This is a genomic window from Ruegeria sp. CDSC068 (assembly GCF_059610545.1).
In genome coordinates this window covers 48,183-69,942 of the sequence record NZ_JBXWNV010000014.1, presented here as the reverse complement: position 1 = coordinate 69,942, position 21,760 = coordinate 48,183, and the positions used below count along the sequence as shown (strand labels likewise).

Annotated in this window: 36 protein-coding genes; 34 read left to right on the top strand and 2 right to left on the bottom strand. The window is 55.4% G+C overall.

The features are described from left to right. The 9 genes from AC2FID_RS21230 to AC2FID_RS21190 form a co-directional block, all read left to right on the top strand. The coding region (locus AC2FID_RS21230) for an EF-Tu C-terminal domain-related protein (RefSeq protein WP_496838582.1) at positions 1-233 on the top strand (233 nt) is incomplete at its 5' end. A gap of 292 nt (positions 234-525) precedes the next feature. Continuing rightward, positions 526-1,338, top strand: coding sequence for an FkbM family methyltransferase (locus AC2FID_RS21225; RefSeq protein WP_496838580.1), 813 nt, complete (start codon positions 526-528; stop codon positions 1,336-1,338). 296 nt (positions 1,339-1,634) lie between these two features. Then, on the top strand, positions 1,635-1,949 hold the full coding sequence (gene rpsJ, locus AC2FID_RS21220) for a 30S ribosomal protein S10 (RefSeq protein ID WP_008756422.1): 315 nt from the start codon (positions 1,635-1,637) through the stop codon (positions 1,947-1,949). Between the two features lie 18 nt (positions 1,950-1,967). Next, positions 1,968-2,693, top strand: coding sequence for a 50S ribosomal protein L3 (gene rplC / locus AC2FID_RS21215; RefSeq protein WP_058272361.1), 726 nt, complete (start codon positions 1,968-1,970; stop codon positions 2,691-2,693). Continuing rightward, positions 2,690-3,307: a 50S ribosomal protein L4 gene (gene rplD, locus AC2FID_RS21210; protein ID WP_050605826.1), complete on the top strand. Its 618-nt coding sequence runs from the start codon at positions 2,690-2,692 to the stop codon at positions 3,305-3,307. Before rplC ends, rplD begins: the two co-directional genes overlap by 4 nt. Next, the gene (locus AC2FID_RS21205) at positions 3,304-3,600 is read left to right on the top strand and encodes a 50S ribosomal protein L23 (RefSeq protein ID WP_058272362.1); all 297 of its coding nucleotides are present in this window, start codon (positions 3,304-3,306) and stop codon (positions 3,598-3,600) included. Before rplD ends, AC2FID_RS21205 begins: the two co-directional genes overlap by 4 nt. A 134-nt stretch (positions 3,601-3,734) precedes the next feature. Next, positions 3,735-4,745, top strand: coding sequence for an aldose epimerase family protein (locus AC2FID_RS21200; protein ID WP_496838577.1), 1,011 nt, complete (start codon positions 3,735-3,737; stop codon positions 4,743-4,745). 271 nt (positions 4,746-5,016) lie between these two features. Further along, entirely contained in the window at positions 5,017-6,051 is a 1,035-nt protein-coding gene (locus AC2FID_RS21195) for a fatty acid desaturase (protein ID WP_109312777.1), read from the top strand. 245 nt (positions 6,052-6,296) lie between these two features. Further along, positions 6,297-6,473: a hypothetical protein gene (locus AC2FID_RS21190; protein WP_050605905.1), complete on the top strand. Its 177-nt coding sequence runs from the start codon at positions 6,297-6,299 to the stop codon at positions 6,471-6,473. A 190-nt stretch (positions 6,474-6,663) separates the two neighbouring features. On the opposite strand, the gene AC2FID_RS21185 is transcribed toward AC2FID_RS21190, so the two are convergent. Continuing rightward, positions 6,664-7,803 (bottom strand): MBL fold metallo-hydrolase, encoded by a 1,140-nt coding sequence (locus AC2FID_RS21185; protein ID WP_496698119.1) that lies wholly within the window; start codon positions 7,801-7,803, stop codon positions 6,664-6,666. Between the two features lie 146 nt (positions 7,804-7,949). On the opposite strand from AC2FID_RS21185, the gene AC2FID_RS21180 reads away from it, so the two are divergent. The 20 genes from AC2FID_RS21180 to rpmD all read left to right on the top strand — a co-directional run bounded on the left by AC2FID_RS21180 (position 7,950) and on the right by rpmD (position 18,165). Further along, on the top strand, positions 7,950-8,522 hold the full coding sequence (locus AC2FID_RS21180; protein ID WP_496838574.1) for a TetR/AcrR family transcriptional regulator: 573 nt from the start codon (positions 7,950-7,952) through the stop codon (positions 8,520-8,522). A gap of 266 nt (positions 8,523-8,788) precedes the next feature. Continuing rightward, on the top strand, positions 8,789-9,631 hold the full coding sequence (rplB, locus tag AC2FID_RS21175) for a 50S ribosomal protein L2 (RefSeq protein ID WP_008757664.1): 843 nt from the start codon (positions 8,789-8,791) through the stop codon (positions 9,629-9,631). A gap of 3 nt (positions 9,632-9,634) precedes the next feature. Then, complete coding sequence (gene rpsS, locus AC2FID_RS21170) at positions 9,635-9,913, top strand: 30S ribosomal protein S19 (protein ID WP_010437056.1); 279 nt, start codon at positions 9,635-9,637, stop codon at positions 9,911-9,913. Between the two features lie 3 nt (positions 9,914-9,916). Further along, the gene (gene rplV / locus AC2FID_RS21165; protein ID WP_039538267.1) at positions 9,917-10,297 is read left to right on the top strand and encodes a 50S ribosomal protein L22; all 381 of its coding nucleotides are present in this window, start codon (positions 9,917-9,919) and stop codon (positions 10,295-10,297) included. Beyond that, positions 10,297-11,007 (top strand): 30S ribosomal protein S3, encoded by a 711-nt coding sequence (rpsC, locus tag AC2FID_RS21160; RefSeq protein ID WP_058272367.1) that lies wholly within the window; start codon positions 10,297-10,299, stop codon positions 11,005-11,007. Before rplV ends, rpsC begins: the two co-directional genes overlap by 1 nt. A 12-nt stretch (positions 11,008-11,019) precedes the next feature. Further along, positions 11,020-11,433, top strand: a complete 414-nt coding sequence (gene rplP / locus AC2FID_RS21155; RefSeq protein WP_058272368.1) for a 50S ribosomal protein L16 — start codon at positions 11,020-11,022, stop codon at positions 11,431-11,433. A 163-nt stretch (positions 11,434-11,596) separates the two neighbouring features. After that, positions 11,597-12,145, top strand: coding sequence for an amino acid synthesis family protein (locus AC2FID_RS21150; RefSeq protein ID WP_496698124.1), 549 nt, complete (start codon positions 11,597-11,599; stop codon positions 12,143-12,145). Between the two features lie 49 nt (positions 12,146-12,194). Next, on the top strand, positions 12,195-12,815 hold the full coding sequence (locus AC2FID_RS21145) for a 2OG-Fe(II) oxygenase family protein (RefSeq protein ID WP_496760923.1): 621 nt from the start codon (positions 12,195-12,197) through the stop codon (positions 12,813-12,815). Between the two features lie 257 nt (positions 12,816-13,072). Beyond that, positions 13,073-13,279, top strand: coding sequence for a cold-shock protein (locus tag AC2FID_RS21140; RefSeq protein ID WP_010437077.1), 207 nt, complete (start codon positions 13,073-13,075; stop codon positions 13,277-13,279). A 598-nt stretch (positions 13,280-13,877) separates the two neighbouring features. Continuing rightward, the gene (rpmC, locus tag AC2FID_RS21135; protein ID WP_037311745.1) at positions 13,878-14,084 is read left to right on the top strand and encodes a 50S ribosomal protein L29; all 207 of its coding nucleotides are present in this window, start codon (positions 13,878-13,880) and stop codon (positions 14,082-14,084) included. Positions 14,085-14,088: 4 nt separating this feature from the next. Then, positions 14,089-14,319 (top strand): 30S ribosomal protein S17, encoded by a 231-nt coding sequence (gene rpsQ / locus AC2FID_RS21130; protein WP_058272371.1) that lies wholly within the window; start codon positions 14,089-14,091, stop codon positions 14,317-14,319. 76 nt (positions 14,320-14,395) lie between these two features. Continuing rightward, positions 14,396-14,764: a 50S ribosomal protein L14 gene (gene rplN / locus AC2FID_RS21125; RefSeq protein WP_008757934.1), complete on the top strand. Its 369-nt coding sequence runs from the start codon at positions 14,396-14,398 to the stop codon at positions 14,762-14,764. Between the two features lie 2 nt (positions 14,765-14,766). Further along, positions 14,767-15,078: a 50S ribosomal protein L24 gene (gene rplX / locus AC2FID_RS21120; protein ID WP_058272372.1), complete on the top strand. Its 312-nt coding sequence runs from the start codon at positions 14,767-14,769 to the stop codon at positions 15,076-15,078. Beyond that, positions 15,071-15,631 (top strand): 50S ribosomal protein L5, encoded by a 561-nt coding sequence (gene rplE, locus AC2FID_RS21115; protein WP_058272373.1) that lies wholly within the window; start codon positions 15,071-15,073, stop codon positions 15,629-15,631. The genes rplX and rplE overlap by 8 nt, the downstream gene beginning before the upstream one ends. Before the next feature lie 19 nt (positions 15,632-15,650). Next, entirely contained in the window at positions 15,651-15,956 is a 306-nt protein-coding gene (gene rpsN, locus AC2FID_RS21110) for a 30S ribosomal protein S14 (RefSeq protein ID WP_010437098.1), read from the top strand. Positions 15,957-15,969: 13 nt separating this feature from the next. Next, entirely contained in the window at positions 15,970-16,362 is a 393-nt protein-coding gene (gene rpsH / locus AC2FID_RS21105) for a 30S ribosomal protein S8 (RefSeq protein ID WP_008757119.1), read from the top strand. Between the two features lie 12 nt (positions 16,363-16,374). Beyond that, complete coding sequence (gene rplF / locus AC2FID_RS21100) at positions 16,375-16,908, top strand: 50S ribosomal protein L6 (protein WP_058272374.1); 534 nt, start codon at positions 16,375-16,377, stop codon at positions 16,906-16,908. An 11-nt stretch (positions 16,909-16,919) separates the two neighbouring features. Then, positions 16,920-17,279: a 50S ribosomal protein L18 gene (gene rplR, locus AC2FID_RS21095; RefSeq protein WP_010437103.1), complete on the top strand. Its 360-nt coding sequence runs from the start codon at positions 16,920-16,922 to the stop codon at positions 17,277-17,279. Positions 17,280-17,394: 115 nt separating this feature from the next. Continuing rightward, positions 17,395-17,964 (top strand): 30S ribosomal protein S5, encoded by a 570-nt coding sequence (rpsE, locus tag AC2FID_RS21090; protein WP_058272455.1) that lies wholly within the window; start codon positions 17,395-17,397, stop codon positions 17,962-17,964. A gap of 12 nt (positions 17,965-17,976) precedes the next feature. Continuing rightward, complete coding sequence (gene rpmD / locus AC2FID_RS21085; protein ID WP_008757946.1) at positions 17,977-18,165, top strand: 50S ribosomal protein L30; 189 nt, start codon at positions 17,977-17,979, stop codon at positions 18,163-18,165. A 98-nt stretch (positions 18,166-18,263) separates the two neighbouring features. Here rpmD and AC2FID_RS21080 read toward each other — a convergent pair whose 3' ends face one another. Further along, positions 18,264-18,695, bottom strand: a complete 432-nt coding sequence (locus AC2FID_RS21080) for a MarR family winged helix-turn-helix transcriptional regulator (RefSeq protein WP_496838569.1) — start codon at positions 18,693-18,695, stop codon at positions 18,264-18,266. A gap of 77 nt (positions 18,696-18,772) precedes the next feature. Between AC2FID_RS21080 and AC2FID_RS21075 the strand changes: the two genes are divergently transcribed. The 5 genes from AC2FID_RS21075 to rplO all read left to right on the top strand — a co-directional run bounded on the left by AC2FID_RS21075 (position 18,773) and on the right by rplO (position 21,683). Then, on the top strand, positions 18,773-19,141 hold the full coding sequence (locus AC2FID_RS21075) for an antibiotic biosynthesis monooxygenase family protein (protein WP_496838567.1): 369 nt from the start codon (positions 18,773-18,775) through the stop codon (positions 19,139-19,141). Positions 19,142-19,162: 21 nt separating this feature from the next. Then, positions 19,163-19,609 (top strand): hypothetical protein, encoded by a 447-nt coding sequence (locus AC2FID_RS21070; RefSeq protein ID WP_496838566.1) that lies wholly within the window; start codon positions 19,163-19,165, stop codon positions 19,607-19,609. A gap of 203 nt (positions 19,610-19,812) precedes the next feature. Next, positions 19,813-20,028, top strand: a complete 216-nt coding sequence (locus AC2FID_RS21065) for a DUF1127 domain-containing protein (protein ID WP_108861242.1) — start codon at positions 19,813-19,815, stop codon at positions 20,026-20,028. Between the two features lie 178 nt (positions 20,029-20,206). Continuing rightward, positions 20,207-21,067 (top strand): hypothetical protein, encoded by an 861-nt coding sequence (locus tag AC2FID_RS21060; protein WP_496838565.1) that lies wholly within the window; start codon positions 20,207-20,209, stop codon positions 21,065-21,067. Between the two features lie 142 nt (positions 21,068-21,209). After that, a complete protein-coding gene (gene rplO, locus AC2FID_RS21055) occupies positions 21,210-21,683 on the top strand; it encodes a 50S ribosomal protein L15 (protein WP_058272380.1) in 474 nt (157 codons plus the stop codon). Positions 21,684-21,760 lie beyond the last annotated feature (77 nt).

Below are 21,760 nucleotides of genomic sequence, written 5' to 3'. Positions count from 1 at the left end.
GTCGTCACACTCCGTTCTTCGCGAACTACCGTCCTCAGTTCTACTTCCGTACAACTGACGTGACCGGCACCGTGACCCTGGCAGCTGGCACCGAGATGGTTATGCCCGGCGACAACGTGTCGTTCGAGGTTGAACTGATCGCACCGATCGCGATGGAAAACGGCCTGCGTTTCGCCATCCGCGAAGGCGGCCGCACCGTCGGCGCCGGCGTCGTGTCGAAAATCGTCGAGTAAGGCGCGCTTGTCGCGCCTGGTTGCGGCAGGCTATTTTCCTCAGGGAAATCTGCCGAGAGCAACACGGTGAGAAACCAAAGAAGGCCGCTCCGTCCGGGGCGGCCTTTTTTTCATTTTGCGGTTTCTGAACCACGTTTGTCCGCAACGCAAACTGTCCGAATTTTCCCTTCTGTTGCTGAACCGCGCAGAGTTTGAAACAACCGTCCGATAAGACGGTCTGGTTAATTCCCCTGCGGCTCAGACACCGACCCAGAACCAGTCGTTCATTCCGAGTTGTAGTATTTCCGAAGAAGTGCTTTTTAGAAAACCGCCGCCAACAAAACAGGCGTTGGCCCACAAGGAGTACTTTGAAATGGACGAAACCGTACAAAGGCTGTCCAGACGTTTGAAACGACGCGGATACCAGGTTTTGCCAAACAAGGAAACGGGCGATTATATTAGCAGTCTCGGTTTCCAGGTCCAGACGGTATTTGATGTTGGTGTTGCCGGCGGCACAGCGCATTTGTATGCGGCGTTTCCGGATTCAAAATTTGTTTTGATCGAGCCGATTGCAGACTATGAAACAAAGCTACGAAGAAAATGGGCGGACATAATCAATTTTGATTTTCACGCCTGCGGTGTTGGGGCGGAAAACGGGCAGACAACGCTACGTATCCCAACGGTCGGTGCCCGATCATTGGGAACGCGCGCGACTATGCTTGAGTTCGATGATTCTGCTACGGCGCACATATCGAAAATCGAAGAAAGACAGGTGCCCGTGAAAACACTTGACGAGATCGCTTCGACCTACAAAGGACCTTTCGGCCTTAAGATTGATACCGAAGGTTTCGAAATCGAAGTAATTCGGGGTGCGTCGGAAATGCTGAAAAACTGCGCATTCGTCTTGGCCGAGGTTTCAACACGCCGTCGTTATCAAGGCGGCTACAAGTTTAGCGATTTTGTCTCGGTTATGGCAGGTCAGGGGTTTGAACTGCACGATTTCATCAGACCGCCGTCGCCGCAGGCAACCGATTGCGACGCGATTTTTGCACCTTTTAACAGCCCTTTGTTTGACTTTCGGGATTTGAAGTTGTCGCGCATTGCAGCGAAGGGCGTAAAGCCTTAGGAGGAAGTCGTTCTTTCCTTCTAGATACGTACGCCCATGGGCACGGGTAGTTCCGGTTTCGCCGCGATAATACTTGGTTGATGCGGCGTGGTGGGTTCGAGATGTTTGGCGGCAGTCAAATCCAGAATTAGTAAGCCTGAAAAACCCCTTGCCAACCCCACCACACCCCTGTATTCCGCGCGAGTTCTCTACAAGAACATCAAGGCGGGGTGATTCCCGCCTTTTGGGTTCGAAGAGGGTTGGCGATGCGCGCTTGTCCTCCTCTCAACCTCAACGCCTGATAAAAGGCTGTTATTATGCAAAGCCAAAACATCCGTATTCGGCTGAAGGCATTTGACTATCGCGTTCTGGATGCCAGCACGCAAGAGATCGTCAACACTGCCAAGCGGACCGGCGCGAACGTGCGCGGCCCGATCCCGCTGCCGAACAAGATCGAGAAGTTCACGGTTCTCCGTGGCCCTCACGTTGACAAGAAATCCCGCGACCAGTTCGAGATCCGCACGCACAAGCGTCTGCTCGACATCGTTGATCCGACCCCCCAGACCGTTGACGCGCTGATGAAGCTCGACCTCGCCGCTGGTGTGGACGTCGAGATCAAGCTGCAGTCGTAAGATCGGAGGGTATAGATTATGCGCTCTGGTATTATCGCAAAAAAAGTAGGCATGACCCGCCTGTTCATGGAAGACGGCAAGCAGATCCCTGTGACCGTTCTTCACCTGGACGGCCTGCAGGTCGTTGCACAGCGTACCGCTGACAAAGACGGCTACACCGCCGTTCAGCTGGGCGCTGGTGCTGCCAAGGCAAAACGCACCTCGAAGGCCATGCGCGGTCACTATGCCGCTGCAAAGGTCGAGCCTAAGCGTAAGCTAGCCGAGTTCCGCGTCTCCGAAGATGGCCTGATCGAAGTGGGCGCCGAGATTTCGGCAGAACACTTCCTGGAAGGTCAGAAGGTTGACGTTTCGGGTACTTCGATAGGTAAAGGCTTTGCCGGTGCAATGAAGCGCCACAACTTCGGTGGTCTTCGCGCCTCGCACGGTGTTTCGATCAGCCACCGTTCGCACGGTTCGACTGGCCAATGTCAGGATCCGGGCAAGGTTTTCAAAGGCAAGAAGATGGCCGGTCACATGGGTGCTGCCCGTGTAACCACCCAGAATCTGGAAGTCGTCAAAACTGACGCCGACCGTGGTCTGGTCTTCATCAAAGGCGCCGTTCCCGGACCGAAATCGGGCTGGGTTACCGTCAAGGACGCCGTCAAGAAGAAAGCACCGGAAGGCCTGCCTTTCCCGGCAGCCGTAAAAGGTGCTGCAACTGAAGCACCTGCGGAAGAAGCTCCCGCGGAAGGTGGTGAAGCATGAAACTTGATGTAATCAAACTGGACGGCGGTAAAGCCGGCAACATCGAGCTGGACGCCGACCTGTTCGGCCTCGAGCCGCGCGCGGACATCCTGCACCGTGTGGTCCGTTGGCAGCGCAACAACGCGCAGGCTGGCACCCACAAGGTCAAGACCCGTTCGGAAGTGTCCTACTCGACCAAGAAGATCTATCGCCAAAAAGGCACCGGTGGCGCACGCCACGGCGCTCGCTCGGCACCGATCTTCCGGGGTGGTGGCGTTTACAAAGGTCCGGTCGTGCGTTCGCATGGTCATGACCTGCCGAAGAAGTTCCGTAAACTCGGTCTGCGCCACGCGCTGTCTGCCAAAATGGCAGCTGGTGAACTGGTTGTGATCGAAAACGCCGAAGCCGAAGGCAAGACCGCTGCACTGGCCAAACAGGTTGCAAACCTGGGCTGGAAACGCGCTCTTGTCATCGACGGGGCGACCGTGAACGAAGGTTTCCTGAAGGCGTCGCGCAACATCGAAGGTCTGGACATCCTGCCGTCGATGGGTGCAAACGTTTATGACATCCTCAAGCGTGACACTCTGGTGCTCACCAAAGCGGCTGTCGAAGCACTGGAGGCTCGTCTGAAATGAGCGCGAAGGCAGAACACTACGACGTGATCCGCAAGCCGATCATCACTGAAAAGTCGACCATGGCGTCTGAGAACGGCGCGATTGTCTTTGAAGTGGCGATCGACAGCAACAAACCGCAGATCAAAGAAGCGGTTGAATCGCTGTTTGGTGTCAAGGTGAAGGCGGTCAACACCACCATCACCAAAGGCAAAGTCAAGCGGTTCCGCGGCCAATTAGGCAAGCGGAAAGACGTCAAAAAAGCATATGTGACCCTGGAAGAGGGTAACACCATCGACGTAAGCACCGGTCTCTGATCGGACTCGTCTTTGGAAAAAAACAAAGGGCCCCTGCTGAAGCAGGGGCCTTTTTTGTTGGCGCAGCTCGTTTGGTCGCGTTGAACTTGGCCCGGACCTATGCACAGTGACCTCTAGGCAGTGAGACGGGTGATATGCAGGCTGAACAGCAGGTTCGCGATTTCGGGAAAACCCGGGATGGTCAGATCGTCAAAAGCATCGATATCGGGCAGGGGACGCTTTCTGCGCGTATCCTGACCTATGGCGCAACGCTGCAGGATCTGCGTTTGCAGGGTTTTGAGCATCCTCTGATATTGGGGTGGCCAGAGATTGCAGGCTATGAAGACAGCACTGCTTACCTAGGAGCCATGGTGGGCCGTTGTGCCAATCGGATCGCGCGCGCGTCATACAGTTTGGATGGTGCAAACTACCAGCTGGATCGCAATTATTTGGGCACTCATACGTTGCACGGCGGAACGCAAGGTATGGATTGTTTGGTCTGGGAAATTTCCAGCGTTACACCGGGCGCGGTCACTTTGCAGCTGACCCTGCCTGATGGCCATATGGGCTTTGGCGGCGACTTGGAAGTGACGGTGACCTTCCGAGTCGAGGTGGAGGCTACATTGAGTATCGAAATGGAAGCGCGGACAACGTCGGCAAGCCTCTGCAATCTGACCCCGCATATCTACTTCAACCTCGACGGCGGCGCAGACATCCGCCAGCACGAACTAATGGTGCGCGCAGAACACTACACCCCTGTTGACGGGGACCTCATTCCCACAGGCGAAGCGCTTAGCGTTGAGGGCACGCCCTTTGATCTGCGGTCACCGCGACCATTGGGGGGCTGGGCATATGATCACAATTTCTGCATGTCCGATCAGCGTCTGCCTTGTCGTCCTGTGGCGACGCTGACCGGATCGTCCTCAGGTCTTTCGATGCATCTAGAGACGACCGAGCCGGGTTTGCAGGTCTATTCTGGTGCGTCTTTTGATGAAGGTCCACGCATTGGCTTGGGTGGCCAACCCTACGGCCCTTATTCGGGCGTCGCTTTGGAACCACAGGTCTGGCCGGATTCAATCAACCAGCAAGGGTTTCCAAGTGCGGTATTGCGCAAGGGTCAAACCTATCGCCATGTTTCGCGATACGTGTTTCAGAGCGAGGATTAAGGTCAGGCGGTTCCATGGCCAGTTGGGTCGCCGGAAAAGGGAAAAAAGCACTTTTTGATCTAGGCAGAGGGTTACACTATCGATGTGAGCACCTATCTCTGATCGGATCCGCCTACGGATAAGCGTGAGGGTCGCCGCGAAAGCGGAGGTTTTCTTGAGCAACAACACCAGAGAAAATGAGCGCGACACATTCGCCTCAGCCAGAATTCGCTTGCTATGCCGGATCGGTAGTCTATGCGGTTTCTACAAACATAAGTGACATGGCAGGCGCATGACAAAACCCTATCTCTCGACCCCGGACAAACCGGATGTGACCGCCGCGCGGGATTGGGTTACGACACTTGCCAAATACCGCGAGCCAAACCAGTGGCGCAGCTCCTTTGAGCTGGGTGTCAGTATTATCCCTTTCTTCTTGCTATGGGCGCTGTCCTGGATGTCGCTTTCGGTCAGCTATTGGTTGGCTTTTGCGATTGCCGTTCTCAACGCGGCCTTCCTGCTGCGCTTGTTTGCGATCCAGCATGATTGTGGGCACGGAGCGTTCTTCAAGAACCGGTCGGTCAGCGACTGGGTTGGGCGGGTCATTGGTGTATTGACCCTGACGCCTTATGACGTTTGGCGCCGCACGCATTCCAACCATCACAACAGCTCGGGGAATTTGGACAAACGGGGAATGGGCGATATCCACACTTTGACAGTCACCGAGTACCGGTCAAAGACGCCCATGAACCGGTTCTGGTATCGGGTTTATCGCAACCCCATTACACTGTTTGTCCTTGGCCCCGGCTATCTGTTTCTGTTCCAGAACCGCCTCCCGCTGGGTTTGACGGGCAGCGTCAGGTTTTGGGTCAGCGCGATGAGCACCAACCTTGCCATTCTGGCTGCGCTCGTGGCCGTATACTATTTTGGCGGCCTGATGCCGGTGCTGCTGATCTTTCTGCCCTCAACCCTGATTGCCGCGACCGCGGGCGTGTGGCTGTTTTACGTACAACACCAGTTCGAGGATACGCATTGGGACGCTGATAAGGACTGGCAACTGCATGAGGCTGCCTTGCACGGCAGCTCGCATTACATCCTGCCATCCGTGCTGCAGTGGTTCAGCGCCAATATCGGCATTCACCACGTGCACCACCTGTACAGCCGCATCCCGTTCTATCGCCTGACCGAAGTGCTGCGCGACCATGATGAGCTGGCCAACAGCAACAAGATGACCATCCGTGAGAGCCTCGCCAACGCGCGGTTGCATCTGTGGGACGAAAATAATCGCCGTTTGTTGTCCTTCGCCGAGGCGCGCGCGTTGTATGGGTGAGGGGTGTTCCGCTGGGTGGAGCACAACGGGAAAGACGTCAAGAAATAGCATGTGTCCCTGGAAGAGGGTAACACCTTCGACGTGCCCACCGGCCTCTGATCGGAGCTGCCCTTGGGAAATGACGAAAGCCCCCCACGCAATCGGGAGTTTTTATTATTTGAATCTCTGTTCTGAACCTGCTCTGTCAGATTGGCCCTGAGAAGCTGCCGTTGCTTCGACTGCGCAGAGCAGATAGGCATACACGTATGAAACATGTCCCCAAAGAAACAACAGATGAGGCCCTTATTCAGGAGTTCCTGGATAAAGGAGGCAAAGTCAGCGTCGGCAAGACCAAACCCGCGCCTGCAGAGCTGGGTTTGAGCAAGAATGTCTGGAACGCCAAGCTGACCAAAGAAGAGAAGGCCGCGCGCGACAAGAAGTGATTGTGCGAGGCCGGTTGGGCAAGCGGAAAGACTTCAAATAGATATGTGCCCCTCGAAGAGGGGAGCACACATCGACGTGTCCAGCGGTCTCAGGTCGAATTCGTTTTGGGAGCGACAAAGGCCCCAGCGCTAGCAGGGGCCTTACTTTGTGAGGATTGGTACCAAGCTGTTTTTGGCACGCTGATCGTGTTTAGTAGAGGTCGCCGTCCGAAGCCTGCAGGATGTTGACCACGCCTTCGTCGATCATCTCTTGCAGAACGCTGAGCCGGTCAAAGTCTTCAGGGCTGTTGTAGTTCTGAACATGAACCATGACGATTCCTTTGACGCCGCTGTCATCTTGTAACTTCTTCATGTCGCTGGGGAACATGTGGTAGGCGCCGATGACCTTCACTTTTTCTTCCTCGGAGTCACCGCCCCAAGGTGCGTACTTGATATTCTTGCGGGTAATGCCCTCGATAAATAGCAAGTCAGCATCTTTGGCTGCATTCACCAGGCCTTCCGAGTAGTGCCCGTCGCCGCCAAAGACGAGAACACGGCCGTCGGGTTTGGTCGTAAACCTGTAGGCGTGGGTATTCTCTAAAAAACCGTGCGCTGTCGGGAAGGCTTCGACCAGAACATTGTCATCTTCGAAAATCTTACGTCCGTTGACGTCAACATGTGGCCAGACCGGCACCCCAACTGCGGTTGCGCCGTCAAATTTTTGCACTGTCGATCCTTGTGCCATTTCGTTGCGGTCAATGCGCCATGCGTCGTTGATGCTGGCCATCATCTCGTCGACACCGGCGGGGCCGTAAACTTTCTTGTCGACGACGGCCAGGTTCGACCCGAATTTGAACGGATTCAAAATGAAAGACGGCAATCCAACGGTATGATCTTCGTGCAGGTGGGTCAGGAACATGTATTTGATGTTCGGGACGTTCATGATCGTTGCCAGATCCATTGCGTCCTGAGACTGAACCGATTTACCCAGCGCGCGCCACCAGCCTTCACCAGCGTCAATGAAATAGGGATAGTCGTTTACGATTACCGCCAGAGCCGGGCCATAACGATAGGGGTTGGGATTCGGGTCGCCGCTTCCCATGACCAGAACTTTGGACGGCTTGTCGGTCGGCGAACGATCTAGTGGCCCTCGGTTCTCAAATATTGGCCAGTTTCCGGGCGAACTGAAGGCCGTCTTCATATTCTTCATTTGCGTGAACGGCACGTTGAGATGGTTCTGCTCTGTTGTTGCAGCACCGGCCGCAAGATTTTCTTCCCAGGTTTGCGCAGTTGCAGTTGTTGCAATGACGCAAGCTGTCGCGAGCGTTGCTGATAAAAGTTTCTTAGGCATCGTACATCCCCCTTTAGGTCTGAAAACCCTATCCATTCGAATATGTATATTGGGTACCTTATGGTATGTTCCATACCTAATAGTCTGTAAAGTACTTTTTGGTACGTATGTCTTGACGGAACGCAATTTTGGCTTAAAAACAAGGCATGCGCGACACTCAAAAATCACCGCCTCTTCCTCGATATGACCGCGAAAGATGGTTAGAAACAGCCCTTAGTGTCCTTGCAACTGAGGGAGGTGCGCGGCTGCGAATCGACTCTCTCGTCAAAAACCTTGGCGTGACGAAGGGCAGTTTTTATCACCACTTCAAAAACCGTGATGAGTTTGTTCGGGCGCTGATCGACTACTGGTCCAAGGAGTTTACGGAGTCGGTCATCAACGATGTCAATTCGTCCGAGGCTTCACCGTCAGAGCGCCTGTTGTCGTTAACGCAATATGTAGAGTCAGAACGACTCGATCAATTTGATATCGCTTTCCGATCCTGGGCAGCTCAGGACCCCGTCGTGGCCGAAGCCCTGAAAGAAGTCGACCGCAGGCGATATGAGTTTGTGAAGGGGGTTTTCGAGGCTATTGGATTTGAGGGTGCCGAGCTGGAAATGCGGGTCAGGTTGTTTCTTGTATTTGTAAGCGCGCGCCGGTCTGTGTACACGCCACAAAGTGCGTACGATTCAGCGAGCGAAACACTCCTGAGGCATGAATTCCTCACTAAAAAACGCTAATTGGTATACGAACCAACAAGAGGTTCTAAAGGCGCTCTTTCGATCAGGGAATAAAGGGGGAGTGAGACACATACATAATGTTCTTGATTTCTATAGACACCCACCCCCAACACTGCTAAACGCACCCAATCTTGCGGCCTCGGATTCGTTCCGGGGCCTATGATATTTGAAACCGGGGACCTTCGGGGCCCTATACCTTTGGCACCTACGGGGGCCTATCACATAGCGGGGAAATCCCCGCACTTGCTAAACGGAAGACAGAAAGCATGGCACTCAAGTCGTACAAGCCGACGACGCCGGGCCAGCGCGGGCTGGTGCTGATCGACCGTTCGGAGCTTTGGAAAGGACGTCCGGTCAAGTCTCTCACTGAGGGTTTGACCAAATCGGGCGGCCGGAACAACACCGGACGGATCACTTCACGCCGCCGCGGCGGTGGCGCAAAGCGTCTCTACCGGATCGTTGACTTCAAACGGAATAAATTTGATGTCGCGGCAACCGTCGAACGGATCGAATATGACCCGAACCGGACCGCATTCATCGCACTGGTAAAATACGAAGACGGCGAGCAGGCATATATCCTGGCTCCGCAGCGTCTGGCTGTTGGTGACAAAGTCGTGGCATCCGCCAAGGCTGACATCAAGCCGGGCAACGCAATGCCGTTCTCGGGCATGCCCATCGGTACCATCGTCCACAACATCGAGATGAAGCCTGGTAAAGGCGGTCAGATCGCACGTGCGGCTGGTACTTACGCTCAGTTCGTTGGTCGCGATGGCGGCTACGCTCAGATCCGTCTGAGCTCGGGCGAGCTGCGCATGGTCCGTCAGGAATGCATGGCCACCGTCGGTGCCGTGTCCAACCCCGACAACTCGAACCAAAACCTCGGTAAAGCCGGTCGTATGCGCCACAAAGGCGTGCGCCCGTCGGTTCGTGGTGTTGCAATGAACCCGATCGATCACCCGCACGGTGGTGGTGAAGGTCGTACCTCGGGTGGCCGTACACCGGTTACTCCATGGGGTAAGGACACCAAGGGTAAGCGTACCCGCAACAAGAACAAAGCGTCCCAGAAGCTGATCATCCGCTCGCGGCACGCCAAGAAGAAGGGACGTTAATCTATGTCTCGCTCTGTTTGGAAGGGTCCTTTCGTCGATGCTTATGTGCTCAAAAAAGCCGAAGCAGCGCGCGAGTCGGGCCGCAACGAAGTCATCAAGATTTGGTCGCGTCGTTCCACCATTCTGCCCCAGTTCGTGGGTCTGACCTTTGGTGTGTACAACGGCCATAAGCATATCCCCGTCAACGTCTCGGAAGACATGATCGGTCAGAAGTTCGGTGAGTATTCGCCAACTCGTACCTATTACGGTCACGCCGCTGACAAAAAAGCGAAGCGGAAGTAAGTCATGGGCAAGGAAAAGAACCCCCGCCGCGTGGCTGAAAACGAAGCAATGGCGAAAACACGCATGCTTCGCACTAGCCCGCAGAAACTGAACCTGGTTGCGCAAATGATCCGCGGCAAGAAAGTTGAGAAGGCTCTGACCGATCTGACTTTCTCGAACAAGCGTGTCGCGCAGGACGTCAAGAAGTGCCTGCAGTCCGCAATCGCCAACGCCGAGAACAACCACAACCTGGACGTTGACGAGCTGATCGTCGCCGAAGCATGGGTTGGCAAGAACCTGGTCATGAAGCGCGGTCGCCCGCGTGCCCGTGGTCGGTTCGGCAAGATTATGAAGCCGTTCTCGGAGATCACCATCAAGGTGCGTCAAGTTGAGGAGCAAGCCTAATGGGTCATAAAGTAAATCCGATCGGCATGCGCCTGCAGGTGAACCGCACCTGGGACAGCCGCTGGTACGCCGACACCAAGGACTACGGTGATCTTCTGCTGGAAGACCTCAAGATCCGTGAGTTCATCAACAAAGAGTGCAAGCAGGCCGGAATTGCACGTGTGATCATCGAACGTCCGCACAAGAAGTGCCGCGTTACGATCCACACCGCACGTCCCGGTGTCATCATCGGCAAGAAAGGTGCAGACATTGAAGTGCTGCGCAAAAAGCTTGCTCACATGACTGACAGCGAACTGCACCTGAACATCGTCGAAGTGCGCAAGCCCGAGCTTGACGCGCAGCTGGTTGCCGAGTCCATCGCTCAGCAGCTGGAACGTCGTGTTTCGTTCCGTCGCGCAATGAAGCGCTCGGTTCAGAACGCCATGCGCATGGGCTCTCTGGGTATCCGGGTGAACGTCGCTGGCCGTCTGGGCGGCGCCGAAATCGCACGGACCGAGTGGTACCGCGAAGGCCGTGTGCCTCTGCACACGCTGCGCGCCGACATCGATTACGCACAAGCCGAAGCGATGACCCCCTACGGGATCATCGGGATCAAGGTCTGGATCTTCAAAGGTGAGATCATGGAGCACGATCCGCAGGCACGTGACCGTAAAGCACAGGAACTCCAGGACGGCCCTGCACCTCGTGGTGCTGGTGGCGGTCGTCGCTAAGGAGGGAAAGATATGCTTCAACCAAAGCGTACTAAATTCCGCAAGATGCACAAAGGCCGGATCAAGGGTGAAGCCAAAGGCGGCTCTGATCTGAACTTTGGCACCTATGGTCTGAAAGCTCTTGAGCCTGAGCGTGTAACTGCACGCCAGATCGAAGCTGCACGTCGTGCCATGACGCGTCACATGAAGCGTCAGGGCCGTGTCTGGATCCGCATCTTCCCCGACACCCCGGTCACTGCAAAGCCGATCGAAGTTCGTATGGGTAAAGGTAAAGGTTCGGTCGACCGCTGGGCATGCAAAGTCAAGCCTGGCCGCGTGATGTTCGAGATCGACGGCGTCAATGACGACATCGCACGTGAGGCCCTGCGCCTGGCCGCGATGAAGCTGCCGATCAAGACCCGCGTAGTGATCCGCGAAGACTGGTAAGCGATTGGGCGAAAGCCCTTCGTAACAAGATTAACCCCCGTCGGGACACCGGCGGGGGTTTTCTTTTTCGTCAGCCTATTGTGATCCATCCCATCGTTTCGTGAAAGAAGTCGACGATTGTCCATGGCCCCCATAGGCTGACAATTGTGAATGGGAGGGTCATATGTTTCAGCTGCGCAAGAAGGTATTCATCAAAGAGGTCATAACCACCGATCAATTGGGGCAACTATGTGCTCCGGTCTGCCGGGTTGCAGCTTTGGCAGTCATACAGAACCCACTCGCCGGTAAATTTTCGGAAGACTTGTCCGAGCTGTTTGAAATAGGTGGTGCGCTCGGCGCTGACCTCGCGGCCGACGCTGTTTCTCAACTCGACGGTTCTCCGATTTCGTATGGTAAAGCAGCGATTGTTGGCGCGAATGGCGATCTCGAACAAGGCGGCGCACTGATCCACCCGAAACTTGGCGCTCCTATGCGTGCTACAGCGGGTGGGGGCGAAGCTGTCATTCCGTCCAATGCCAAGCTCGGGGCACCGGGATGTTCAATCGATCTGCCGCTTGGGCACAAGGACAACCCGTGGTCCTTTGACCATTTCGATACCATGACTTTGAATATTCCGGATGCGCCGAAACCGGATGAGATCGTCATGTGTCTGGCCTACGCAGATGGCGGACGCCCGATCCCGCGCTGCGGTTCGGGACCGGTCAAAAACTGAAGGCTGGCTGGGGCTGGTCTTGGGTCAGGGCTTGGGCTATGCCCGGCCCATGGCACAGATTGAATCACTCTTCGTTACCCGTCTTTATCGCGCAGCCCTTTCCGAATTCGCTCCCAAGATCGATCCCGCGGAAATGGAAAATTCCTGTCTTGTCATCGCCGAGGATGATGAGGCCGGGCAGGAATGGTGCGAAGAAAACGGCTATCCCGGCTACACCAGCTATGCCTCGCTGACCGATCTGCCCTGGCGGTTCCCGATCTTTGCCGATCTGGTCAAAGCGTTGGATCAGCATGTGGCAGCCTTTGCCAAGGATCTGGAGTTCGATCTGGGCGAGGGTGAATTGAAGCTCGAAGACCTGTGGATCAACATTCTCCCCGAAGGCGGAATGCACTCCAGCCACCTGCACCCGCACAGCGTGATTTCCGGCACGACCTATGTGGCGATGCCCGAAGGGGCAAGCGCGCTGAAACTGGAAGACCCCCGCTCGGCCCGTATGATGGCGGCACCGACGCGGCTAAAGGGCGGGCGGCGGGATTTGCAGCCGTTCATCTATATGAAGCCGCAGGTGGGAGATGTCTTGCTGTGGGAAAGCTGGCTGCGACATGAGGTGCCAATGAATATGGCTGAGGATGAGCGCATCAGTGTCAGCTTTAACTACAAGTGGGAGTGAGCCGCGGGTCACGACACAGCAATTGTACTAATGTAGCGATTGCGGGACGAATGGGCGGCGCCCCCGCCAATCACTTTTCACTTCGAGTTGTCGAAAAACCTTGCAATATGTGTCGTCATGAACCATGTGAGGCACGCTTACGTTTTTCTTTTTCGACCACTGTCTCCCGAATCTTCGGCGTTCAGTCTCTCGATCCAGACCTACAACGCCGCGCTGTCGCAATTCCGCGGACAGCAATTTAATAGGAGACTACGGATATGGCCAATGGCACCGTAAAATGGTTCAACACAACTAAAGGTTTTGGCTTCATCGCACCGGAGACCGGTGGCAAAGACGTGTTTGTACACATCTCTGCTGTTGAGCGCTCGGGTCTGACCGGCCTGGCCGACGACCAGAAAGTAACATTCGACATCGAGCCCGGCCGTGACGGTCGCGAGTCGGCTGTGAACATCGCTCTGGCGTAAGTCACTTAGACTTAGACAGTTGAAGACGCGGTCTCGTGCTAACGAGGCCGCGTTTTTCGTTTGTGGAAGGTAGTGCCAAAATTGCGATTGACTGCACTGCGACGCACTGATGAAGATCGCCGCGAAGGAAGTGATCGGTGTTAGCTTTGACAACAAGTGGTATAAACCCGTGTCTCAGGCAGGCCATGGAAACTGCTACTCCAGTATTTTGGGGGGGGCGTGTTGGTGCTGTTTCTGCTGATACTTTATCGAACGGGTTGGAACGTGAGAGAGAGCATTCTGGCGATCATAGGTTTGCGCGGAATGCGAAACATCACCCCGGTTGAATTGGTTGTTTCGGCGGTGACGATCAGCGCAACGTTTTATGTCCTGCTTCAAGCTTTGGAAGCCTGCAAACAAATATAGTTTTTACTTGGCTAGTTTGCTTACATTCTCATGCGCCAAACTTTCCCTTGCCACCCACTGCTGAACCCCCTATAGAGCGGCATCTTGCGTTCCCCTGGCCGAGTCGGGGGATTCGTATGTCTATCATTCATCCACCAGGTCAAAGGTGACCCTGTAAGGGGCCTTCTGGTGTTTTGAGCAAAGGAAAAAGGCGATGAACGCCCAAGAACTGCGTGACAAGACCCCGGACCAGCTCCGCGAGGAACTGGCCAACCTGAAGAAAGAAAGCTTTAACCTGCGCTTTCAACAGGCAACCGGTCAGCTGGAAAGCACCGCCGGCATCAAAGCGGCCCGCCGCAACGCTGCCCGCGTCAAAACCATTCTGAACGAAAAGGCCGCTGCTGCGGCATCGGAGGAGTAATCCTATGCCCAAGCGTATCCTGTCCGGCACCGTAACCAGCGATGCCAACGCACAAACCGTAACCGTGTCCGTCGAGCGCCGCTTTACGCATCCGGTTCTGAAGAAAACCATCCGTAAGTCCAAGAAATACCGGGCTCACGATGAAAAGAACGCCTTCAAGGTCGGTGACTCTGTTCGCATCATCGAATGCGCGCCGAAATCGAAGACGAAACGTTGGGAAGTTCTGGAAGCATAAGCTTTCAGGATTTTTCCATTTGTCGAAACCCTGGGGGATCTAACCAGACCAGCCCCCACAGGTCGGGAGAAACCACATGATCCAGATGCAGACCAATCTGGATGTCGCTGACAACTCCGGCGCACGCCGAGTTCAGTGCATCAAGGTCCTGGGTGGTTCCAAGCGTAAATACGCCTCCGTCGGCGACATCATTGTCGTCTCGGTGAAGGAAGCCATCCCGCGCGGCCGCGTAAAGAAAGGTGACGTCCGTAAGGCCGTCGTCGTACGCACCGCCAAAGAAGTCCGTCGCGAAGACGGCACCGCGATCCGTTTTGATCGCAACGCCGCCGTCATCCTGAACAACAACAACGAGCCCGTAGGTACACGTATCTTTGGCCCGGTTGTTCGTGAACTGCGTGGCAAGAACTTCATGAAAATCATCTCGCTCGCTCCGGAGGTGCTGTAATCATGGCTGCTAAACTCCGCAAAGGCGACAAGGTCGTCGTGCTGGCCGGCAAGGACAAGGGCAAAGAGGGAACTATCACCTCGGTTAACCCATCTGCCGGAAAAGCTGTTGTTGACGGTATCAACATCGCCATCCGCGCCACTCGCCAGACTCAGAACTCTCAGGGTGGTCGTCTGCCTCAGGCAAACCCGATCGAGTTGTCGAATCTGGCTCTGCTGGACAAGAACGGCAAAGCAACTCGCGTTGGCTTCCGCATGGAAGGTGACAAGAAAGTGCGCTTCGCCAAGACCACGGGGGACGTGATCGATGCTTGATAACGCAACCTACACCCCGCGTCTGAAAGCTCAGTACGCTGAAACCATCCGTGCCGCTCTGAAAGAAGAGTTCGGCTACAAGAACGACATGCAGCTGCCCAAGCTGGACAAAATCGTTCTGAACATCGGTTGTGGTGCCGAAGCGGTTAAAGACTCGAAGAAAGCGAAAGCTGCTGTCGAGGATCTGACTGCGATTGCTGGTCAACAGGCTGTTTCCACCAAGGCGAAGAAGTCGATCGCTGGCTTCCGCGTCCGTGAAGACATGCCGCTGGGTGCGAAAGTGACCCTGCGCGGTGACCGGATGTATGAATTCCTCGATCGTCTGATCACCATCGCGATGCCACGTATTCGTGACTTCCGCGGCGTGAAGCCGTCTTTCGATGGTCAGGGCAATTTTGCCATGGGCATGAAAGAGCACATCGTGTTCCCGGAAATCGACTTCGACAAAGTTGACGAAGTCTGGGGCATGGACATCGTAATTGCCACCACAGCGAAAACCGACGCTGAAGCAAAGGCACTGTTGAAAGCTTTCAACATGCCGTTCAACGCGTAAGCGCCGGGAGGATTGAGACATGGCTAAAAAAGCAATGATCGAACGCGAGAAGAAGCGCGAACGCCTGGTGGCCAAATATGCCGCAAAGCGTGCCGAGCTTAAAGAAATCGCGAATGACGAGAGCAAGCCGATGGAAGAGCGCTTCAAAGCGCGTCTGAAACTGGCGAAACTGCCGCGCAACAGCTCGGCTACTCGTCTGCACAACCGCTGTCAGCTGACCGGTCGTCCCCACGCTTACTACCGTAAGCTGAAGGTCAGCCGTATCGCGCTGCGCGAGCTGGGTTCTGCTGGTCAGATCCCCGGCATGGTGAAATCGAGCTGGTAAGGGAGAGAATGATATGAACGATCCTATCGGCGATATGCTCACCCGTATCCGCAACGCGCAAATGCGTGGCAAGTCCACCGTTTCCACCCCGGCTTCCAAGCTGCGTGGTTGGGTTCTGGACGTGCTGGCGGACGAAGGTTACATCCGTGGCTACGAAGCGACGACCGGTGAAAACGGTCATCCGGCCATCGAAATCAGCCTGAAATACTACGAAGGCACCCCTGTCATTCGCGAACTGAAGCGGGTCTCTAAGCCCGGTCGTCGCGTATACATGGGCGTCAATGACATCCCGCAGGTCCGTCAGGGTCTGGGTGTGTCGATTGTCAGCACTCCGAAAGGTGTGATGTCGGACCAGAACGCACGCTCCAACAATGTTGGTGGCGAAGTGCTCTGCACCGTCTTCTAAGGAGGTCTGTCAATGTCTCGTATTGGTAAACGTCCGGTCGAATTGCCCAGCGGCGTAACTGCCTCGGTTTCCGGCCAGACCATCGAAGTCAAAGGCCCGAAAGGCGCCCGCAGCTTCACTGCGACTGACGACGTTACGCTGTCGGTCGAAGATAACGTGGTTCAGATCAACCCCCGCGGTATGTCCAAGCGCGCGCGCCAGCAGTGGGGCATGAGCCGCACAATGGTCGCAAACCTGGTGACCGGTGTGACCGAAGGCTTCAAGAAAGAGCTGGAGATCCAGGGTGTTGGTTACCGGGCTCAGATGCAGGGCAACACCCTGAAGCTGAACCTGGGCTACAGCCATGACGTTGATTTCGTCGCTCCGGAAGGTGTCACCATCACCGCGCCGAAGCAGACCGTGATCATTGTGGAAGGTAACGACCAGCAGCAGGTGGGCGAAGTCGCGGCGAAAATCCGTGAATGGCGCCGTCCCGAGCCCTATAAGGGCAAAGGCATCCGCTATAAGGGCGAGTTCATCTTCCGCAAAGAAGGCAAGAAGAAGTAAGGACGCAAACAATGGCAAACAGCAAAAGAACCCTGTTTCTGAAGCGCCGCCTGCGCGTTCGGAACAAACTTCGCAAGGTCAACGCGGGTCGTCCGCGTTTGTCCGTACACCGTTCGAACAAGAACATCTCTGTTCAGTTGATCGACGACGTACGTGGCGTGACCCTGGCCTCGGCCTCTACCCTGGAAAAAGATCTGGGTGTTGTTGGCAAGAACAACGTCGAAGCGGCCACCAAAGTGGGCGCGGCCATCGCCGAGCGTGCCAAAAAGGCGGGCGTCGAAGAGGCCTATTTCGATCGTGGCGGCTTCCTGTTCCACGGCAAAGTGAAGGCTGTCGCCGACGCTGCGCGTGAAGGTGGTCTGAAGATCTAAGACTTGCGGGCGGGTTTCGATCCTCCCCGATGATCCGGGGGCCTTGGCAATGCCGGGGCCCACTTGGATTGAACAAACGACGCCGCAAGCGTCACCAAAGAAAAGGGATGCCAAAATGGCAGAACGTGATAACCGCCGGGGCCGTGGACGTGACCGCGACGAAACTCCGGAATTCGCAGATCGTCTGGTTGCGATCAACCGCGTATCGAAAACCGTAAAAGGTGGTAAGCGCTTTGGCTTCGCCGCTCTGGTGGTCGTAGGCGATCAGAAAGGCCGCGTAGGCTTTGGCAAAGGTAAAGCGAAAGAAGTACCTGAAGCCATCCGCAAAGCGACTGAACAAGCCAAGCGTCAGATGATCCGCGTGCAACTGCGCGAAGGTCGTACCCTGCACCACGACATCGAAGGCCGTCATGGCGCCGGTAAAGTGGTTATGCGCAGCGCCCCTGAAGGTACCGGTATCATCGCCGGTGGTCCGATGCGTGCTGTGTTCGAAATGCTGGGCGTGAAGGACGTTGTGTCCAAGTCGCTGGGCTCGCAGAACCCGTACAACATGATCCGCGCCACCATCAACGGCCTGCAGAAAGAGCAGAGCCCGCGTTCGGTTGCCCAGCGTCGTGGCAAAAAGGTTGCTGACATCCTGCCCAAGCGGGACGAAGCACCAGCTGCTGCTGAAGCAGAAGCATAAGGAGAGCGACCCATGGCAAAAACCATCGTCGTCAAGCAAATCGGTTCCCCGATCCGTCGCCCCGCTGAACAGCGCGCAACTCTGATCGGCCTGGGCCTGAACAAGATGCACAAAACCCGCGAGCTTGAGGATACCCCCTCGGTCCGCGGCATGGTCAACAAGATCCCGCATCTGGTTGAGATCATCGAAGAGCGCGGCTAAGCGCCTTGCTTCTAAGAGCTAGAAACGCCTCCGATCAGTTCGGGGGCGTTTTTTTTAAGGGCAGTGTTGGCTGTGGCCTCGCCTGATGTGGTTTTAGTTCAACTTGAACGTATTCCGCTTATTACCCGCCGCATATAGTCCATGAACTGCGCCCGCTCAGGCTCAGTCAGAACTTGCAAGGCTTGGGAGTTCACGTCCTGGGCCGACTCATAGGCGCTGTTTCTAAGTGCGGCGGCCTTTTCGGTTAACCAGATCAACTGGGCCCTGGCGTCAGCGGGATTTTTCGTTCTTTTGATCAAGCCGTCGCGCTCCATACGGTTGAGCGTGTTGGCCAAAGTCGCTTGTTCGACGTCAATTCTGGCCAGCAGATCCTTTTGGGTGACTCCGTCTTTGAGCCAAAGCTCCAGCAAGACTGGGAACTGTCCAACAACGATGCCCAAAGGCGCAATGTGGTGCTGCAGCTCTTTCGCGAACAATCGCGCCATGTGATTGACCAGATATCCGGCCGAGTTCTCTTTTTCGAAATCCATGCTTGAGATTTACACTTGAATAGCATGCTATGCAATAATATATAGCAAGCTATATAAATGAATGAAAAGGAATCGAAATGGCTCATATCGAAGAGATGGATAAAGTCGTCACACTGGCTGATCAGATGCAGGCCGAGGAAGGCCCTGTGGTGCTGATTAACGTGTTTACGGTGGACGCGACAGACGAAGAGGCGCTGTTGAAGGCCTGGGCACATGATGCGGACTTCATGAAGTCCCAGTCGGGATATATCTCGACCCAGCTTCATCAAGGGATCGCTGGCAGTTCGACCTTCGTGAACTACGCGATCTGGCAGGACGTCAAAAGCTTTCGCGACGCCTTCACCCACCCAGAGTTCCAGCGTCGAATTGCAGACTATCCCGAAAGCGCCGTGGCGCGTCCACATCTTCTAAGAAAACTCACAGTCGAAAACCACTGCGTCGCCTGATGTCAAAAGCGGAGTAGGCACATGATAAAATCAATTCACCCCATCGCCGGTATAATAGGATTCCTGACAATATTCATGTTCTGGACATCCACTTTGTACAGCGAATTGTTTGCGACCCATGCGACTGTCGCGGCCGTAAAGTCCATGATCGTCAGCGGGCTGTTTATCCTTGTGCCCGCGATGGTGATCGTAGGTGCATCCGGCATGTCCCTTGGGCGTCGACGCAAGGACGCACCGGCGCTAGCCAAGAAGAAGCGAATGCCGATCATCGCGATGAACGGCCTGTTGATCCTTATTCCCGCTGCAATCTTCCTGAACGCAAAAGCGAGCGCTGGGTCCTTTGATATCAGTTTCTACGCTGTGCAGGTCGTTGAGTTGCTCGCTGGCGCCACTAACCTCACTTTGATGGGGTTGAGTATACGCGACGGCCGGGCGATTACTGCCCGCAAAAGACGCGCGGGAAGGTAGCTGCACCAGTAGCAGCCGCTTACTCCCATGCAATTGGTCTCACAGCTGCGCGACCTGCTGCTCAGCTATTCAACAGATGCATAACGGCTAGACCGAAACTTCGGTTGTTAGCGATATCGCGCGGGCCTATCTCAGCCCTGTCCAAACAAGGAACGCAAACAGTTTCCGGGGAATTCGCCCCGGGCAGAGAAAGGAAATACATCATGGCTCACACAGCTACATATTCCCGCGACGGCTTTGGCCTGAGCGCCCGCATCGCGAACTTTTTCGAGCGCGTCAAAGAGGCAAATGCACTGCGTGCTCAGTATGATCAGACTTATTCGGAATTGCAGAGTCTGACAGATCGTGAACTGGACGACATCGGTGTTCGCCGCTGCGATATAAAAGACATCGCTCGGGACCACGTTTATTGTTCGTGACCTTACCGACAACCTGACCAAGAGACGCCTGAGGGCGTCTCTTTTGATTCCGGGGTGCTCTTGGCACAGTCGACAGGAATTTCGCCCCAACCGTTGCGACCTAGCGGGAAATGGGCCAAATACGCGACAGGGCACCTGTCGGCGCCGTAACCAGGAACAACACGAAGGGCCGGAGCCGGTGAAAGAGTATCAGGTTGGCATGCTTTGGATTGAAGGCCCTCTTAGCTTTCTCGAGCAGTTGTGCATCAAATCCTTTCTGGATGTCGGCCAACATGTCCGCCTTTATACTTACGGACCGGTCACAAACATCCCTGAGGGTGTCGAAGTGCGTGACGCGCGGGAAGTACTGGCAGATGATGAGGTGATCCTACACAAGCGCACGGGCAGTCCCGCTCTGCATTCCGACAAGTTTCGCGTCCAGATGTTGGCGAAAGTGCCGGACATAATCTGGGCCGATACCGACGCATATTGTGTCAAACCCTTTACAACTGAAAACGGTCATTTGCATGGTTGGCTAGCCGCGCACGAAATCAACGGTGGGGTGTTGGCTTTGCCTGCGGACAGCGCAACGCTGTATGATTTGATCGACTACACCAATAATCCTTATCGCATTCCGCATTGGCTGTCGCCCAAGCAACGCCGACCGCTTATTGACATGGCTTTGGCTGGTGAAACGCCACACGCAAGCGATATGCCGTGGGGTATTTGGGGCCCACGCGCCCTGACCTGGCTTTTGAGGGACAATAACGAGGCTCGTTTTTCGCAGCCCCAAGACGTTTTGTACCCTGTAACCTACAGGGCTCGGCGGGCAATGGTACGATCCAACGGAAATGCCGAGCGGTTCCTTACCGAGAACACCATGTCGATCCATTTCTATGGCCGTCGCATGCGTTCGTTCATACTCAATCGGTTCAACGGAATCCCACATCCGGAAAGCATGGTTGGCCGGCTGGTCGAAAAGCATGGGATCGACCCGCACGCAGCACCCTTGCAGAAAAAAGCCGCAACGGAAGACCTTGCCGACGTGTCTGACAAATGACGTATAGGGGCTGCGGGCTTGCCAACTTGTCCCAACAGTCCTATACGCCTGCGGTGGCTTTGCGCCATACGAATCAAAACCAAGAAATGCCGTGTCTGACCCATCACGCTTCGCGGGTCATTTCCGGCTTAGGAGAAGCGAAATGAAACTGAACGAATTGCGCGACAATCCTGGCGCCACACCGAAACGCACCCGCGTTGGCCGTGGTCCGGGTTCCGGCAAAGGTAAAATGGGTGGCCGTGGTATCAAAGGCCAGAAATCCCGTTCGGGTGTGGCCATCAATGGCTATGAAGGCGGTCAGATGCCTTTGTACCAGCGTCTGCCCAAGCGTGGCTTCAACAAGCCGAACCGCAAGGCATTCGCCGTTATCAACCTGGGCCTGATCCAGAAATTCGTCGACGCCGGCAAACTGGACGCCAAAGCTGCGATCACCGAGGATGCACTGGTTGCCTCCGGTCTGGTTCGTCGCAAGCTGGACGGTATCCGCGTTCTGGCCAAAGGCGAAATCAGCGCCAAATTGAACCTGGAAGTCACCGGTGCTTCGAAGGCTGCTGTTGAAGCAGTTGAGAAAGCGGGCGGCTCACTTACGGTCACAAAAGCTGCTGCGGCAGAGTAAGCGCTTGTGAGCGGGCCAAGACCCGCTTACATAGACCTCAGAGTTTTCCAAGACGCCGCCCGAGCCGGAAAACGGTT